General features: G+C 65.0%; 17 protein-coding genes. 5 read left to right on the forward strand and 12 right to left on the reverse strand.

The window, feature by feature from the left end; translation table 11 throughout:
- Position 1: 1 nt before the first annotated feature.
- Positions 2-2,227, reverse strand: a complete 2,226-nt coding sequence (locus AB4Z43_RS05890; protein ID WP_441936442.1) for a heavy metal translocating P-type ATPase — start codon at positions 2,225-2,227, stop codon at positions 2-4.
- A 112-nt stretch (positions 2,228-2,339) separates the two neighbouring features.
- Here AB4Z43_RS05890 and AB4Z43_RS05895 point away from each other — a divergent pair, with 112 nt between their 5' ends.
- The gene (locus AB4Z43_RS05895; RefSeq protein ID WP_019860490.1) at positions 2,340-2,759 is read left to right on the forward strand and encodes a MerR family transcriptional regulator; all 420 of its coding nucleotides are present in this window, start codon (positions 2,340-2,342) and stop codon (positions 2,757-2,759) included.
- A 62-nt stretch (positions 2,760-2,821) separates the two neighbouring features.
- Entirely contained in the window at positions 2,822-3,853 is a 1,032-nt protein-coding gene (locus tag AB4Z43_RS05900) for a DmpA family aminopeptidase (protein ID WP_441936445.1), read from the forward strand.
- A 22-nt stretch (positions 3,854-3,875) separates the two neighbouring features.
- Here the strand turns inward: AB4Z43_RS05900 and AB4Z43_RS05905 are convergent, their stop codons facing one another.
- Both AB4Z43_RS05905 and AB4Z43_RS05910 read right to left on the reverse strand, forming a co-directional pair.
- Positions 3,876-4,433: a GNAT family N-acetyltransferase gene (locus AB4Z43_RS05905; RefSeq protein WP_441936447.1), complete on the reverse strand. Its 558-nt coding sequence runs from the start codon at positions 4,431-4,433 to the stop codon at positions 3,876-3,878.
- A gap of 46 nt (positions 4,434-4,479) precedes the next feature.
- Entirely contained in the window at positions 4,480-5,190 is a 711-nt protein-coding gene (locus AB4Z43_RS05910; protein ID WP_202361888.1) for a DNA helicase, read from the reverse strand.
- Between the two features lie 365 nt (positions 5,191-5,555).
- On the opposite strand from AB4Z43_RS05910, the gene AB4Z43_RS05915 reads away from it, so the two are divergent.
- Complete coding sequence (locus AB4Z43_RS05915; protein WP_441936449.1) at positions 5,556-6,554, forward strand: hypothetical protein; 999 nt, start codon at positions 5,556-5,558, stop codon at positions 6,552-6,554.
- Positions 6,555-6,594: 40 nt separating this feature from the next.
- Here AB4Z43_RS05915 and AB4Z43_RS05920 read toward each other — a convergent pair whose 3' ends face one another.
- A complete protein-coding gene (locus AB4Z43_RS05920; protein WP_441936451.1) occupies positions 6,595-7,386 on the reverse strand; it encodes an alpha/beta fold hydrolase in 792 nt (263 codons plus the stop codon).
- 101 nt (positions 7,387-7,487) lie between these two features.
- On the opposite strand from AB4Z43_RS05920, the gene AB4Z43_RS05925 reads away from it, so the two are divergent.
- Positions 7,488-8,411, forward strand: coding sequence for a LysR family transcriptional regulator (locus tag AB4Z43_RS05925; protein ID WP_038648900.1), 924 nt, complete (start codon positions 7,488-7,490; stop codon positions 8,409-8,411).
- 83 nt (positions 8,412-8,494) lie between these two features.
- Here AB4Z43_RS05925 and AB4Z43_RS05930 read toward each other — a convergent pair whose 3' ends face one another.
- The 6 genes from AB4Z43_RS05930 to AB4Z43_RS05955 form a co-directional block, all read right to left on the reverse strand.
- Positions 8,495-9,202 carry a GIN domain-containing protein gene (locus tag AB4Z43_RS05930; RefSeq protein WP_038648901.1) on the reverse strand — a complete coding sequence of 236 codons (708 nt, stop codon included), beginning with the start codon at positions 9,200-9,202 and terminating at the stop codon, positions 8,495-8,497.
- A 48-nt stretch (positions 9,203-9,250) separates the two neighbouring features.
- Positions 9,251-9,814, reverse strand: coding sequence for a DUF1700 domain-containing protein (locus AB4Z43_RS05935; protein WP_441936453.1), 564 nt, complete (start codon positions 9,812-9,814; stop codon positions 9,251-9,253).
- Positions 9,811-10,137, reverse strand: coding sequence for a PadR family transcriptional regulator (locus tag AB4Z43_RS05940; protein ID WP_027047270.1), 327 nt, complete (start codon positions 10,135-10,137; stop codon positions 9,811-9,813). The genes AB4Z43_RS05935 and AB4Z43_RS05940 overlap by 4 nt, the downstream gene beginning before the upstream one ends.
- Positions 10,138-10,314: 177 nt before the next feature.
- Complete coding sequence (locus tag AB4Z43_RS05945) at positions 10,315-11,079, reverse strand: SDR family oxidoreductase (RefSeq protein WP_441936455.1); 765 nt, start codon at positions 11,077-11,079, stop codon at positions 10,315-10,317.
- A gap of 93 nt (positions 11,080-11,172) precedes the next feature.
- Entirely contained in the window at positions 11,173-12,006 is an 834-nt protein-coding gene (locus tag AB4Z43_RS05950) for a helix-turn-helix domain-containing protein (protein WP_441936457.1), read from the reverse strand.
- A 31-nt stretch (positions 12,007-12,037) separates the two neighbouring features.
- Positions 12,038-12,487 (reverse strand): GatB/YqeY domain-containing protein, encoded by a 450-nt coding sequence (locus AB4Z43_RS05955; RefSeq protein WP_019860500.1) that lies wholly within the window; start codon positions 12,485-12,487, stop codon positions 12,038-12,040.
- A gap of 271 nt (positions 12,488-12,758) precedes the next feature.
- On the opposite strand from AB4Z43_RS05955, the gene carA reads away from it, so the two are divergent.
- On the forward strand, positions 12,759-13,964 hold the full coding sequence (carA, locus tag AB4Z43_RS05960; RefSeq protein WP_441936459.1) for a glutamine-hydrolyzing carbamoyl-phosphate synthase small subunit: 1,206 nt from the start codon (positions 12,759-12,761) through the stop codon (positions 13,962-13,964).
- A gap of 2 nt (positions 13,965-13,966) precedes the next feature.
- Here the strand turns inward: carA and AB4Z43_RS05965 are convergent, their stop codons facing one another.
- On the reverse strand, positions 13,967-14,887 hold the full coding sequence (locus tag AB4Z43_RS05965; protein ID WP_441936461.1) for an aldo/keto reductase: 921 nt from the start codon (positions 14,885-14,887) through the stop codon (positions 13,967-13,969).
- Complete coding sequence (locus AB4Z43_RS05970) at positions 14,884-16,149, reverse strand: TCR/Tet family MFS transporter (protein ID WP_202361879.1); 1,266 nt, start codon at positions 16,147-16,149, stop codon at positions 14,884-14,886. The genes AB4Z43_RS05965 and AB4Z43_RS05970 overlap by 4 nt, the downstream gene beginning before the upstream one ends.
- Positions 16,150-16,169 lie beyond the last annotated feature (20 nt).

Below are 16,169 nucleotides of genomic sequence, written 5' to 3' on the forward strand. Positions count from 1 at the left end.
CTCACCCGCGCCAGCGCAACAGACGCATGGCGTTGGCGGTGACCAGCACGGTGGCGCCGGTGTCGGCCAGGATCGCCGGCCACAGGCCGGTAATGCCTGAAATGGTGGTGACCAGAAACACCGCCTTCAGTCCCAGCGCCACGGTGATGTTCTGGCCGATATTGGCCATCACCGCCCGCGACAGCCGCACCATGCGGGCAACGTCCAGGACGCGGCCATGCAGGATCGCCGCGTCCGCCGTCTCCAGCGCCACGTCGGTGCCGCCGCCCATGGCGATGCCGATGTCGGCTGCGGCGAGCGCCGGCGCGTCGTTGATGCCATCACCGACCTTGGCCACCTTCAGCCCCTCGCGCTGCAATTCGCCGACGATGCGCTGCTTGTCCTGCGGCAGCAGTTCCGTCCGCGCCTCGATGCCGAGCGAAGCGGCGATGGCTTGCGCCGTGCGGCGATTGTCGCCGGTCAGCATCACCGCGCGGATGCCCTCCGCCTTGAGCGCCGCAATGCCAGCCGCCGCATCCGGCCGTGGCTCGTCACGCATGGCGATCAGCCCGGCCACCACGCCATCGGCGACCAGCACCGACACGGTCTTGCCCTGGCCGTTGAGGCTGTCGATGGCAAGGCGCTGTGCTTCCGTAATATCTGCGCGTTCGCCCGCCGCCGGGCCTGATCCGAGGAAGACAGCCACGCCGCCGACACTGCCCTCAACCCCCTTGCCCGAGATCGCTCTGGCGGCCAGCGCCGGCGGCACCGGCACCGGCGCCTTGGCGGCGCTGGCCCTGTCCAGGATCGCCACCGCCAGCGGATGGCTGGAGCCTTGTTCGAGCGCCGCCGCCAGCGCCAGCACGCTGCGCTCATCGCGGCCATAGGCAACGATGTCGGTAATGGCAGGCTTGCCCGCGGTCAGCGTGCCGGTCTTGTCGAAGGCCACCGCCGTGATCCGGCGAAAGCCTTCCAGCACCGCGCCACCCTTCATCAGCAGGCCGCGCCGCGCCCCGGTCGCCAGACCGGCGGCGATCGCGGCGGGCGTCGAGATGACCAGCGCGCAGGGGCAGCCGATTAAGAGGATCGCCAGGCTCTTGTAGATCCATTCGCTCCAGTCGCCGCCGGCGATGAGCGGCGGCAGCACGGCCACCAACGCGCCGACCGCCAGCACGCCCGGGGTATAGTATCGCGAGAAGCGATCGATGAAGCGCTCGGTCGGCGCCTTGGCCTCCTGCGCCTCCTCGACCAGGCGCACGACGCGGGCGATGGTGTTGTCGGAAGCCGCCGCTGTCACGCGCACTTTCAGCACGCCATCGCTGTTGATCGTGCCGGCGAAGACGGGTTCCGCGACACCCTTGCGCTTCGGCGTGCTTTCGCCGGTCACCGGCGCCTCGTCAATGTCGCTCGAGCCTTCCACAATCTCGCCATCGGCCGGGATGCGGTCGCCCGGCCGCACCACGATGACGTGGCCCACGGCGAGCTGTTCGGCGGGAACTTCGACCGTGCCGCCTCCCCGCTCGACCAGCGCCGTCTTGGGCACCAGATCGGCCAGGCCCTGTATGCTGGCCCGCGCCCGGCCGGCGGCGACCCCTTCCAGAAGCTCGCCGATCAGGAACAGCACCACCACGGCGGCGGCTTCTTCCGTGGCATTGATCATCACCGCACCAGCAGCGGCAATGGTCATCAGCATCTCGATCGAGAACGGCGTTCCGGCCAAGGCAGCCATCAGCGCGCGCCGCGCGATCGGCACGAGACCGACCAGCAACGCCGCCAGGAAAGCCCAGCGCTCGGCCGAAGGAAACAGATGGCCGATGCCATAGGCGGCGAGCACCGCTGCGGCACAAGCCAGCGTCAGCGCCGCACGGCGGGTACGCCACCAAGCCTGCCCCGGTGCGGGGTGGCTGTGCAGATGGGACGACCCGGCGGCCTCTTTGGTGATTTGTTGGCCGCCGCCATGGTCATGGCCTTCGTGATCATGAGCGGCATAATCATGCGCCCTGGTCTCCGGCCCATCGGTCCTAGCCTCCGCCTTGACGATGCCGTAGCCCAGCCGCGCCACCTGCCGCAGCACCTTGTCGTCGTTGAGCGGCCCGCCATGGCTGACCGTCATGCTGGCGCCGGTCACCGAAACCGAGACATCCGCGACACCGTCGAGACGGCGCACCGCCGTGTCGATCTTGGCCGCGCAGGACGCGCAATCCATGCCGCCGATCTTGAACCGTGTCTGCGTTAGAGGAGAAGTCATGCCATCACCCGTCTGCTTTCTCACCCACGCGGCGTGCCGCCGCACGGGTCTTGAACCCTGATGCCAGCCACTGTAATTGCTCTAGTCACTAGAGCTTCAAGAGGCAAAATGCATGTTTTCGATCGGTGATCTCTCCCGCCGCACCGGGGTCAAGGTGCCGACCATCCGCTATTACGAGCAGATGGGCCTGGTCGCGGCGGCCGAGCGCTCGGAAGGCAACCAGCGCCGCTACTCCCGGCACGAGCTGGAACGGCTGGCCTTCATCCGCCACGCCCGCGACCTCGGCTTCGCCGTCGAAGACATCCGCGCCCTGATCGATCTCAGCGGTCATCCCGAGCAGCCCTGCGGCCATGCCGACAAGATCGCGCAGGAACAGCTGATTTCGGTGCGCGAAAAGATCGCCCAACTGAAGCGGCTGGAAACCGAGCTGGAGCGCATCGCCTCCTGCTGCGACGGCAAGACGGTCGGCGACTGCTACGTCATTCGCGCGCTGTCCGACCATGCGCTGTGTGCGGACGAGCACGTCTCATAGCGAAATCCGGTCCGGCGCGGACCTCGGCTTGGGCGCGTGCGCTCGTGTGACCAGGAGCAGACATGGCGAGCACTGTCAGCGATTTCGGCCTGAGCTGCGGCATCTTGCCGGGGGGCGCGCGCAATGCGATCACCGATGTGCCCGGTATACGCGTCGGCCATTGCACGCTGCGCAACGGCGACACCAACACCGGCGTGACCGCGATCCTGCCGCATGGCGGAAATCTGTTTCGCAAGAAGGTGACGGCAGCAAGCCATGTCATCAACGGCTTCGGCAAGACCATCGGCCTGACGCAAGTGCAGGAGCTTGGCACCATCGAAACGCCTGTTCTCTTGACCAACACGCTCTCGGTCGGCACCTGCGCCACGGCGCTGATCCGCGACGCCATCCGCCAGAACCCGGATATCGGCCGCTCCACCGGAACCGTCAATCCGCTGGTCGGCGAATGCAATGACGGTCCGCTGAACGACATCCAGGCTCTGGCGATATCAGAGGAACACGCCCTCGCCGCGCTGGCGGACGCGCATGAGGGCGAAGTCGAACAAGGCAATGTCGGCGCCGGAACGGGAATGACTTGCTTCGGCTTCAAGGGCGGCATCGGCTCGGCGTCCAGAAGAATCGCGCTCGGCGGCGGCCATCACCTCGGTGTTCTCGTTCTGTCGAATTTCGGCAGACCCGGAGACCTCGTTCTGCCCGATGGGCGCCGGCCGGACCCCGGACAACCGGCCGGGGTCGAGCGCGGTTCGGTCATGATCGTGCTGGCAACCGATGTGCCGCTCGAACACCGCCAGCTTGAAAGAGTGGCGCGCCGCGCCGGAGCCGGCATCGCCAGGCTCGGCTCCTTCTGGGGCCATGGCAGTGGTGACATCGCCATCGCCTTCAGCACCGGCAATCTGGTCGACCACGATGAAAGCCGCGATCTGGTGCCCCTGCTCGCGCTCAATGAGGCGCGCATCGACATCCTTTTTCGCGCGGCGGCGGAAGCCACGCACGAGGCGGTGTTGAACTCCATGCTGTCCGCCGGGGCCTTCACCGGCAGGGCCGGCAAGCATCGCGCATCGCTGGCCGACTGGCTGCGCGGTCAGCAACGCTAGCTAATGTCGCCCAGAAGGCGACCTACAGCTCGATCCGGAACCGCAAACTCTCCACCCCGCCATAGGCGGCGTCCTCGAAGAAGCGCTCGACCAGCCTGCCGCCATTGGCCAGGATCACCTTGTGCGACGCCGGATTGCCCGGCTTGGCGGTGATCTCGACATAGGGCAGGCCGACCGCCCTCGCCTCGTCCAGCATCTGCCGCAAGGCTTCGGTGGCATAGCCGCGCCGTCGCTTCCACGGCACCACCGCATAGCCGATATGGCCAAGCACATGCGAGGGCAGTTCCGCCGTGCCCTTCTGCCAGCGAAAGCCGATCGAGCCCGATGCCTCGCCATCCCAGATCCAGCGGCGGAAGCCCGGCAGGCGCGGCACTTGCGTGCCGTCGGGCAAGGTGATCGGGCCACCCCTGGCCTCGGCATCGTCGAGGCTGGCCAGAAAGGCGACCGGATCCTGCTCTATCGCCGCCAACTGCTCGCGCGCCGCCTCCTGGAGCCGGACATTATCCGGCGACCAGCCGCGCTCGAGCGCCGCCTTGTAGGACGGCAGATGTTCAAGCGCGGGTTTGACGATCTCGATCATGGTCCATACTCCCTGGCGGCAGGCATAGCCGTGGCCAGCGCTGTGCTCAAGCCGCCTGAAAGCGGATCTCGCCCTTGTTCAGGAAGCAGGTCTTGTCGAACAGCGACAGATCGAGCGGGTTGGGCAACCTGATGTCGCCGATATCGGGAACCGGCTTGGTCTCGGGATTGTAGGATCGGTCGATCTGCGAGATGAAAACCAGGATGACGCCGCTGTCGCGCGCGAAAGCCTTCAGTGTGCACACCTGTTCCATCAGGCCGGGGTTCTCACGTCTTTGGTCGAGCAATTGCAGGTAGTCGATGACCGCCAGCGTGCCGCGTGGCGCCGATCGCAAGATCCTGACGATGTAGTCGGCGCTGATGGCATCGGAAGTGTCGAATTCGAACAACTGGTCGAACCGGGCCGGCTCGACGCCGATGGCGCGAAACCGGTCCAGCACATCGCGTTGCGTATATTCCAGCGTGAAGAACACGCTGCGATGGCCTGACTTCATCGCCTCGACCGCGAGTTCGAGGCTCATCAGCGTTTTGCCGTGGCCGGGTCGCGCGCCGACCAGGACCAGGTCGCCGGGTCTCAGTTGCTCGAACAATCCGCCGGCGGGCGCTGCCTCGGACAGTTTGGCCGCCAACAGGCTCCAGCTGGTAAAACCTTGCTGCGCTGCAACGCGATCAAGCGCCTGGTGGAGCGGAATTCCTGCCTGGCGCGACAACAGCCTGGCCTGACGTTTCAGATGGTAGATGGGCGCGGATAGTTTCATGGCAAACCTCCCGATGCGAGCCGTTTTCGCAACCCCTCCTTATGCCTTGCGCTCGAACAGTCGGTTCGGTGATGAGAGTGCCCCGCATGAACTGATGCTTCCCATTGGAGGGAGGAGGCGTGGGCCACGCCAGAATCACATCATAGCTCAACCCTTGCGGATCGAAAATCGCGCATGTCGGTGGAGCCGCAAGCCTTGGACCAGCATCCCGGCCTATGGGCGGTGCGCGCCGGCCCCGGTTCTTCGTGCGGACTTGCGGCGCGCTAAACAAGATGTGTTTCGCCGATTGCCGCGAGACATTTTATGATTGATTGCGGATATAACACCGCAGGGATTCGCATGGCCTCGGCAGGAGACTTGAACCGGTGCGGTTGAGATTTTTCCCTCTGGGTGTGGTCGTCACCCTCAGCTTTCTCGTCATCGTCATTGCCCTGACCGCGACGGCCCGGTCCATTGCCGCGCCCTCGGCCATCCCGGCCTGGTTGCAGGCCCATGTCGGCGACAATGACGGCCAGATCTCGACCGTGGTGCTGGAGCGGGCACGCGCGCTCTACCTGAAAAAGGTGGCGCAAGGGGCGGTCAGGAACGCCTGTTACTTCGCCATGGATGCGACGCGTCCCGGCGACATGGGCAATGGCGTGCTCGGGCGCCGGTACTACGTCATTTGCGAGGCCAGCCAGTCGTTTCACGCCATCTCGTCAGGTCACGGCGGCGGCCGGAATCTGAAAGGCACGGTCGATTTTTCGAACGGCAGGCGGTGCTCCAAGAACTTCGGCAATGCCATGGATTCCGAACTGACCGCCGGCGGCGCCTACATGACCAGCGAGGCGAAAACATCCTTCAAGGGTTTTTATCGCACCGGTGCGAAACAGGACGTGGCTTTCCAGCGCACCTTCATCCAGTTCGACGGCGAAGGCGAAGCCGCCAATGCCAGGCAGCGGGTGATCGGCGGCCATGCGGCGCAGGTGCTGCGCGGCATGTGCATGCGCAAAAGCCCCAACAGCTCCTACGCCGACCATGACGGCCTGGTGCCGTTCGGCAAGCTGGTGGACTATGCCGGCGGCCGCAGCAATGGCTGCACCAGCTGGTCGCCAACGGATGCGCAGCAGATCATCGCGATGGTCAAGGACAATCCGACGACGCTCTACATCTATCCGGAATCACGCGACATCGCCGCCGTCGCGCAGGCGGCAAAAAGCCATTCGCGGTCCGGCGAGGCACCCTATTGGAACGCATCCTGCCTGAAGGAAATCGGCGCGCCGAAATTTTGGCCGCGCAAAACCCTCGAACCGATCATCGCCCAATACAAGCAGGACCACCCGGCATCGCCACCGCAGCCGGTGCCGATGTGCAAGGGGCCGTGAGGTCCGCTCCACAGCAGACCCCACGGGAGTAGACTCTCGGTCAGCGCAGAAAACCGAGCACGGCCTCCATGAACTCCGCCGGATACTCCACATTCGACAGGTGGACCGCCGGCAGCACAATCAGCTTCGCGCCGGGCACGGCCGCTGCGATCAGTTCGCTGTGGCTGGCAGCCGTCACCGTGTCATGCTCGCCGGCGATCACCAGCGTCGGCCGGTTGATCAGCGCCACCGTGCGGCGAAGGTCGGCATCGCGAACGGCGGCGAACAGGCCAGCCAGGCCTTGCCGGTCGATAGCGAGCAGCATCGTGCGAAATTCCTCGATGACCGGTTCGTTGGCCGCCACCATCCGCGCGGGGAACCAGTTGTTGAGGAACATTTCGGCGGTTTCAGCCATGTCGGGCGCCTGTCGGACAACGGCAATCCGCTCGTCGAAATAGCTTGCCGGCGCCAGATGCGACGAGGTGTTGCTCAGGATCAGCCTGTCGATCCGCTCCGGCGCATGGATGCCAAGCCACTGCCCGACGAAGCCGCCGAGCGACAGTCCGAGGAAATGCACCCGCCCAAGACCGAGCGCGTCGAGCAGTTCGATCACGTCGCGGCCAAGCCGGTCGAGCGAATAGGCACCAACCGGGGCGCTTGACCCGCCATGGCCGCGAAAGTCGTAGCGCAGAACACGGAAATGCCTGGACAACTCGCCAGCCTGCCCGTCCCACATGTGCAGCGTGGTGCCGATGGAGTTCGACAGCACCAGCACCGGCTTTGCGGCATCGCCATCGAAGCGATAGGCGATGCGCGTGCGGTCGCCGACAGTCACGAAATTCAGCTCACTCATGATGAAGAGTCCTTCTGGAAGGTTGAATGAGGCGGAACGTAGTCGTGGCGGGCTTTTGTTGATATTACAAAGATAGGACAAACTCTGTAGTTGAATCTGACATGGCCGAATTCACCTTGCACGATTTGCAGTGCTTCGATGCGGTGATCCGCACCGGCGGCTTTCAGCCTGCGGCGGCACTGCTGCATCGCTCGCACCCGGCGGTGTTCGCCGCCGTCGCCAAGCTCGAACGACAGCTCGACCTCGTTCTGCTCGATCGCACCGGCTATCGCGTGCGCCCGACCGAGGCGGGACTGTCGTTCCACCGCCGGGCGCAATCGCTGCTGCGCGAACTGGAAGGCCTGCGCGTCCATGCCGCCCAGCTCTCGATGGGCGAGGAAAGCGAGATCCATGTCGTGATCGGCGACCTCTGCCCGCGGCCGCAGGTGCTGGGCATGCTCGGACGGTTCTTCGCCCAATGCCCGGGCACGCGGCTGCATCTGCATTTCGAAGCCGTCGGCGGCCCTTGGGAGCGGCTTTTCGATGACGAGGCCGATCTGATCCTGCACTGGATCGACAAGGGCGACGCGCGGGTGGAATGGATCGATCTGTGCAAGGTGCCGTTCATTCCGGTGGTGGCGCCGGGCTTCCTGCCCGAGCGCCTCACGCAGCCGATCACACTGGACCAGATGCGGGCGCTCACCCAATGCGTCATGCGCGACACCGCCCGCCATTCGCCACGGCAGGACTACTTCATGGTCGAAGGCGCGCCGCAATGCCTGGTGCCTGACCAGGGCATGAAGAAGGAGATTATCCTGCAGGGCCTTGGCTGGGGCCACTTGCCCCGCTTCCTGATCGAGGACGAATTACACGACGGACGCCTGCGCTCCATTGCCGGCCGCCATATGCCGGGCCGCACCGACGAACTGGTGGTGGCGCGCCGCCGCGACCGGCCGCACGGGCCGGTCGCCAACCGGCTATGGGATCACATCCAGCAGGAAGCGCCGGCCTTGCGCCGCGCATTGGAGCCTCGGAAAATCCCCTGAGAGATGCCGAGCGCTCCCCGGGCCGGGCCCGCAAGCCCTAAAGCCTGTCACGATCCAGCCTTTCGAGGATTGCAGGCCGCCGGCTACGGCACCTGCGTGATGCTGCCGCTGCCTCTGACCTGCGACCGCCGCATGGTCGGGTGCCCATAGAGATCGACGTCACCGCTGCCGGAAATCGAGACATCCGCATCCGCCTGTGCGGTAACCTCCGCGTCGCCGCTGCCGCGGATCTCGACCTGCGCGGATTGGGCGATCAGGTCCTTGAGCCGCCCCGAGCCCGAACCGGAGATCTCAAGATCGACCGCTTGGGTGCTGCCATTGGCAACCACGCTGCCGCTGCCGCGAATTTTCAGCCGCAGCTCGGGCTGGTTGACCTGCGACAGGGTTAGCTCGCCACTGCCGACCAGCCGCCAGTCCGAAATCGCCGGTCCCGAAACGGTGACGTCGAGCCGGGGCGAAAACCAGCCCGTCTCACAATCCAGGCTGAGCTGGCTGCCCTCCATGCGCACATGATCGATCAGCGTGGAATCGCCGCTGACGACAGCTTCGGCCTTGTCGCCCAGCTGGTAGCGGACCGAAGCCGGCAAGGCGATGGTGAAGCTGTCATTGGCGCTGAACGGCAGCGTAACTTGCTTTCTGACGGACGTGATCGCGCCGCAGGTGGATTGGCCGCTGATCCACGATCCTCCCGCGTTGACCCAATCCGGTCCTGCAAGCCCGATGCCAACGGCCAAGAACAGGGCTGCGCCGACCAACCCGGCAGTTGCGACAAGTGCCAGTTTTCCAGTCATGATCCGTTTCCTTCAACGTGATGACGAATTGCAAGCGCTTGGCGGCGCTCAAACGGAGCGGTCTGGCTGGACAATGCGGGAATGCAGCCGGGCACAGCGCCCGACAACCCGTATGCCCGCGCCCATGCCCTCCAGCAGCAAGGCGCCGCCGCCAAGGAAGCCGCTCACCAGTCCAGCGCCGATGAAGAGGCGTCCCAGTGTGAGCGAGAAGGCAGTGCCCGGCTCGAACATCAGCGTGGTGAGAATGATCTTGATGCCGAGCACGCCGATGGCAACGAGCGTGATACCAAGCCCGAGCGCAAGCACGACCGCCGTGATGAGCAACGGCAACAGGAAGACGATGTCGACGAAGGCAAGGCCGGCCAGGGCGATTGTCGCCGCCAGCATGTTCGACACGCTCCAATGCGCTTCGAAACGGCGCAGGCCGGCCTCGGCGCGCAGCTCGCGGGCGATCCTTGTCGGATCACCCAGGGCCGCCGCGACCTCCGCTTCGCCGCGGCCCGAAGCATCGGCGAAATGGGCGGCATAGTCCCCAACGATATCCTCGATCTCCTGCGGCGGCAGGCCGGCGAGTCCCTGTCTCAGCGTGCGCAAGAAGGCATCCCTGGTCATGGCAAATCCTCGAGAAGTTTGTCGACGGCCCCCGCGAAGGATCGCCAGTCGCGGCGGTGAGCTTCGAAAGCCTGCTGGCCGAGTAGCGTGAGCCGGTAATATTTGCGCGGCGGCCCGCTGCTCGACTCGACGATGCGGGTGGCGACCAGCCCGTCATTCTGCATCCGGCGCATCAGGGGATAGATCGTGCCTTCCCCCATGTTCACCGCGGCAACCAGCGTGCTGGCGATTTCATAGCCATAGCTCTCACCCCGCGACAGCACGGCCAGGACGCACAGATCAAGCGCGCCTTTTCGCAACTGGACGAGGATGGAGTCGGTCATGGCAGGCCTCGAATTCGCGACCTGTATATAGCACGCTACCTGTTTATGCAAGGTAGCGTGAAAACACCTATTTGGCCCCGCAACCCTTGTGTGAGGCGGCGAGAGCCAAAGTCATGGTAAGGACAGTCCCTATCGCCGCCGGCGCGGCCGGACAGTACGCATTTCGGCCTGCTGACCCTATCGGGCCAGGTAACCACCATTGATGAAAAGGGTCTGCGCCGTGATCCATTGCGATTGTGGCGAAGCCAGGAACTCGATCAGCGGAACAATGTCTTCGACATGCCCCAGTCGGCCGGCAACGCTGGCGGTCGTTGCCCGGGCAACCGACTCCGGCGTTTCGGCACCGTGATAGAAGGGGTCGTTGATCGGCCCGGGCGCGACCACATTGACGGTGACGCCCCTGCCGCCGATTTCCTTGGCCAGCGCACGGGTGAAATCTTCGAGCGCGGCCTTCGCCCCGGCATAGACCGAATAGAAGGGAATGGTCGCGCCCAGGATGGTCGTGCCCATGTTGATGATGCGGCCATTATCGGCGATGCAGCGTGCTGCCTCCTGCATGACGAAGAAGGCGGCCTTGGCGTTGATGCCGAAGGAGCGGTCGAATTCGGCCTCGCTGATGTCGGTGAACGGCTTCTTGATCACCAGCCCGGCATTGTTGATGACGATATCGACGCGGCCAAACGCGCCGAGGGTCGCCTCGAACAAGTGCTTGACGACCTTGGTGTCGGACAGGTCCCCGTCGACGATGATGGCGCGCGTGCCTTGCTCGCGCACCAGCCGTGCCGTTTCCTCAGCGTCGCTCTTTGAAGCGGTCCCATGGTGATGAACGGATATGTCCGCCCCGAGCCCCGCCAGCGCGACGGCGAAAGCGCGCCCCATATTGCGCGCGCTGCCGGTGATAGCAGCCACCTTGCCTGAAAGGGGAGCATTTGTCGTTGCCATGAGCCAACCCCGGTTCGCGTTGCCAGAATGAATTGCAAGGCACGGTAGGGCGATCGGGCGGACGGCGAACAGGTCGAATCTTGCTGTTTTGAACTAGCTCACGACCTCACTGGGCAGGACGCCCAACCGCGAGCGCATCAGCCCTCGGAAATGGCTGAGATTGGTGAAGCCGCAGCGGTAGGCGATGGACTCCACCGTCGACCTGTTCCCTTCCAACAACAGCGCCCGTGCATGCTCGAGCCGTCTGGCCATCACATATTGGTGCGGCGACCATCCCGTCGTCAGCTTGAACGAGCGCGCGAAGTGAAACGGGCTGTAGGCGGCAACGGCGGCGAGCGATGCTATGCTCAAGCTCGCATCGACATGCGCCTCGATGAATTCCAGCGTGCGACCGAGCCGGCGGCCGTCCAGCGGCGATCCGCGCCAGGCGTCGGCGCGACCGCCAAACTTTGCGCAGTAGACCCTGTTATAAAGCTGCCGCACAAGGCCATCGCGCTCGACATCGGACAAGGCAAGCCGATTTCGTGCAGCGGCGCGAAACCGGTCGAGGATCGCCCATGCATGATGGTCCGCCCAGCCGTGCATGTCGGCAAGATCGGCATGGTTGCCGACACCCAACGCCGTCGCGATCTCGCACCGCAACTCCGGCGATGCGCTGATCTCCAGGATTTCCGCGGACCGCTGCGTTCGCAGCCAGTAGATGGGCTCTGCGCCCGTCAGCCCGATCGTGCCGCGCGGTATTGTGCGGGCGACGGTCCTGCCGTTGGCCAATTGGACCACCGCCTGGCGCTGGCCATTGTAGCCTGTCGCTATCGCGCCCGGCTCCGAAGCCGGAACGAGTTCATGCGCCTGCGAAGGCGGCAGCCGGCAATGCGCGATGCGCACACCGTCCCAGTTCAGGCGGGCGATGTCGACCTCTTTGAACATGGTTCGACGGTTGGATCGTGTCGGCGACGCCCTACTGCAGCAGCCCTTTGACAATGCCGCTGGCCTTGCCGAAATCCATCTGGCCGGCATATTTCTGCTTCAGCGCGGCGATCACCTTGCCCATGTCTTTCTGGCTGGCGGCACCCGTCGCCGCGATCGCCTCTCGGGCCGCGGCCGTGATCGCTGCATCGTCAAGCTGCGTCGGCAGGAAGCCGCGGATGATCTCCATCTCGCCACGCTCCTGTGCGGCCAGTTCCGGGCGCTTGCCGTCCTCGAATGCCTTCGCCGATTCCTCGCGCTGCTTCACCATCTTGGCCAGGATCTGCAGGATCTCCTCATCGCTGGCGGGATCCTTGCCCGACCCGCGATTGGCGATGTCGCGGTCGTGGATGGCGGCCTGGATCAGCCGCAATGTCGGCAGCCGGTGCTTGTCCTGCGCCTTCATCGCGCTCTTCAGGGATTCGGCGATCTTTCCGCGCATCGTGCTCTTCTCCTACAAACGGCGCGGACCATAACCTCGCCGGGAGCACAAGGCAAATCTTGAACTGACCGACAAACCACTGATATTGTTCGACGAAATAAATCGATGCGGGGCCTTGGCTGCATTATTGACCGTTCTGGCACCTTCCCCTATGTACTCGGCCTTGCATAAGACAATGAATTGACGTGCTGAGGCTCGAGAAATCGCTGCCACGCCGTTTGCTGCGCGGATGGTCCGTCATCGAAGCGCACAGCCAGATAGGAGTGCCGCCATGGCCGAGATGACGCCCGCCTGGGCCACCGAAAAGCCGACCGCCCTTCTGGTGCTGGCCGACGGCACCGTCATCAAGGGCCGCGGCCTGGGCGCCACCGGCTCCGCCGTCGCCGAAGTCTGCTTCAACACCGCGCTCACCGGCTACCAGGAAATCCTCACCGATCCGTCCTATGCCGGCCAGATCGTCACCTTCACCTTCCCGCATATCGGCAATATCGGCACCAATGGCGAGGACATCGAGGACCTCAATCCGGCCGCCCGCGCCGGCGCAGTCGGGGCCGTGTTCAAGGCCGATGTCACCAACCCGTCCAACTACCGCGCCGCCGGCCACCTCGACCAGTGGCTGAAGAAGCGCGGCATCGTCGCGCTCTCGGGCATCGACACCCGCGCGCTGACCGCGCTGATCCGCGAAAAGGGCATGCCCAATGCCGTCATCGCGCATGCGCCGGACGGCGTGTTCGACCTCGACGATCTGAAGCAACGCGCCGCCGCATGGTCGGGCCTGATCGGGCTCGACCTCGCCAAGGAAGTCACCTCGGGCCAGTCCTCGGTCTGGCGCGAGACGCCTTGGGTGTGGAACGAAGGCTTTGGCGAACAGGCCGAGCCATCGCTGCACGTCGTGGCCATCGACTACGGCGTCAAGCGCAACATATTGCGCCTGCTTGCCGGCCTCGGCGCCAAGGTGACTGTCGTTCCGGCAAACACCGGTTCGGAAGAAATCCTCGCGATGCAGCCGGACGGCATCTTCCTCTCCAACGGCCCCGGCGATCCGGAAGCCACCGGCGACTATGCCGTGCCGGTCATCCAGGATCTGCTGAAGACCGACATTCCGGTGTTCGGCATCTGCCTCGGCCACCAGATGCTGGCGCTGGCGCTCGGCGGCAGGACGGCCAAGATGCACCAGGGCCATCACGGCGCCAACCATCCGGTCAAGGACCACACCACCGGCAAGGTCGAGATCGTCTCGATGAACCACGGTTTTGCCGTCGACGCGGACTCGCTGCCCGAGGGCGTCGAGGAAACCCACGTCTCGCTGTTCGACGGCTCGAACTGCGGCATCGCACTCACCGGCCGTCCGGTGTTCTCGGTCCAGCATCATCCTGAAGCCTCGCCCGGCCCGCAGGACTCGCACTATCTGTTCCGCCGCTTCGTCAACCTGATCCGGCAAAAGCGCGGCGAGGAATTGCTGGCCGAACGGGCCTGATCCTAAGCCACCGGCCGCCCCTCGCTCGCCTCCAATATGGCGAACCATTGCTGGCGGTCGAGATTGATCTCCAGCGCCTTGACCATGGCCGCCAGCCGTTCCGGCTTCATCGACCCCAGCACCGGCACCAGCCGGGCCGGATGCCGCAGCAGCCAGGCGATGGCGACGGCGGCTAGATCGCCGGCGCCGACCTCGGCGGCGACCGCCGCGAGCGCCGCCCGCACCCTTGCCTCCCGGCCTTCCTTGCCGGTGAACAGCGAGCCGCCGCCGAGCGGCGACCAGATCATCGGCGCGTAGGCCAGGCGCTGCGCGTGGTCGAGGCTGCCGTCGGCCAGTGCGGACGTCTTCAGCACCGACATCTCGATCTGGTTGGTGACGAGCGCGAACGGCAGCCGCGAGGCCAGGAGATCGAATTGCGACGGCGTGAAATTGGAAACGCCGACCGCCCTCGCCTTGCCTGATTTGACCAGCCCGGCCAATGCCGCCGCCGTCTCATCGGCATCCATCAGCGGATCCGGCCGATGCAGCAGCAACAGGTCGAGATAGTCGGTACCGAGATTGGCGAGCGAACGGTCGACCGACGCGGTGATGTGGGCGGCGCTGGTGTCATAATGCTTCAGCCGGTTCTGCGGCCGGTTGGCCGAGGCCAGCATGATGTCGCATTTCGAGATCAGCTCGATCTGATCGCGCTTGCCCTTCCAGCGCGACAGCCCGGCGCCGAACGCCGCCTCCACTTCGTAGTTCCCATAGATATCGGCATGGTCGAAACTGGTCAGGCCTAGATCGACGGCGGTGCCGATCAGCCGCGCGACCTGATCGGCATCCGGGCGGGCGCCGCCGTCGAGCAGGCGCCAGGCGCCGAAGACCAGCCGCGACAGCGATACCCCGTCCCTGGTCAGCGCGATGCGGCCGTCATGGCTCATGCCTGCGCTCCATCTTCCGCGACGACGGTCGTGGCGTTTGTCATCGTCGCCGGCCTCGCCACCTTGGTGACGAAGACGATGAGCGCCAGCACCAGGAAGCACGCACCGACCAGATAGGGCGCGCCGCCGAAAGTCACGGGCGCGCTTGGCCCGGTGAACCAGGAGAAGATCGCCGTGTAGAGCAGCGGCGTGATGATCGAGGTGATCGAGAAGAGCGAGGTCATCGCGCCCTGCAGCTCGCCTTGTGCAGAAGGCGGAACCTTGGCGGCGGCGAGGCTTCTCAGCGGCGGGTCGGCCAGCGCTTCCAGGCAGCCGACGACGATCACCGCATAGATCATCCATCCCTGCGAAGCGAAGGCATAGCCGAAGGCGCTCACCGCCGTGAACGTCAGGCCGATGACCGCCGTCTTCCATTCGCCGAGCCAGGGGATCACACGCGGCAACACGACAGCCATGACGATCGCGCCGCACAGGCCGAAGGCGCCGAGCGAAAAGCCGATCTGCTGCTCGCTCCAGCCGTAGCGGTAGCTGGAGACGAACGACCACACCGCCGGATACATCATGTGCCCGAGCGTCATCAGGAAGAAGACCAGGCCGATCCAGCCGATGCCTTTGTATTGGCGCATCTGCAGCAGCGTGCCGACCGGGTTGGCGCGTTTCCACTCGAAGCGGCGGCGATGCTTTTCATCCAGCGTTTCGGGCAGGAAGACCATCGCGATCAGGAAGTTCACCAAGGCGAGCCCGGCGGCGAAAAAGAACGGCACGCGCGGCCCGAACGTGCCGAGCAGCCCGCCCAGCACCGGGCCGATGACGAAGCCGACGCCAAAGGCGATGCCGAGCAGGCCGAAATTCTTCGCCCGGTTCTCGTCGTTCGAGATGTCGGCGATGAAGGCCGACGTCGTCGAATAGCTGGCGCCCGAAATGCCGGCCAGCACACGGCCGATGAAAAGCATCGGATAGGACCAGGCGACGGCACAGATCAGATTGTCGATGGAGAAGGTCAGCACCGAGGCAAGCAGGATCGGCCGCCGCCCGAACCGGTCGCTCAACCCGCCCATGATTGGCGCGAAGAAGAACTGCATGGCCGCATAGACAAAGAACAGCCAGCCGCCTTCGATCGCCGCGCCGCTGATGCTGACACCGGACAATTCCTGCAAATAGGCCGGCAGCACCGGCATGATGATGCCGAAGCCGATAATATCCAGCAGCAGCGTGGTGAAAACCAGCGCGAGGCCCCGCCTGGCGGTTTTGGGGTCGATCATGATGGGTCAGGCTCCTCTGG

This window comes from Mesorhizobium sp. 2RAF45 (assembly GCF_052115225.1).
GTDB lineage: Bacteria > Pseudomonadota > Alphaproteobacteria > Rhizobiales > Rhizobiaceae > Mesorhizobium > Mesorhizobium jarvisii.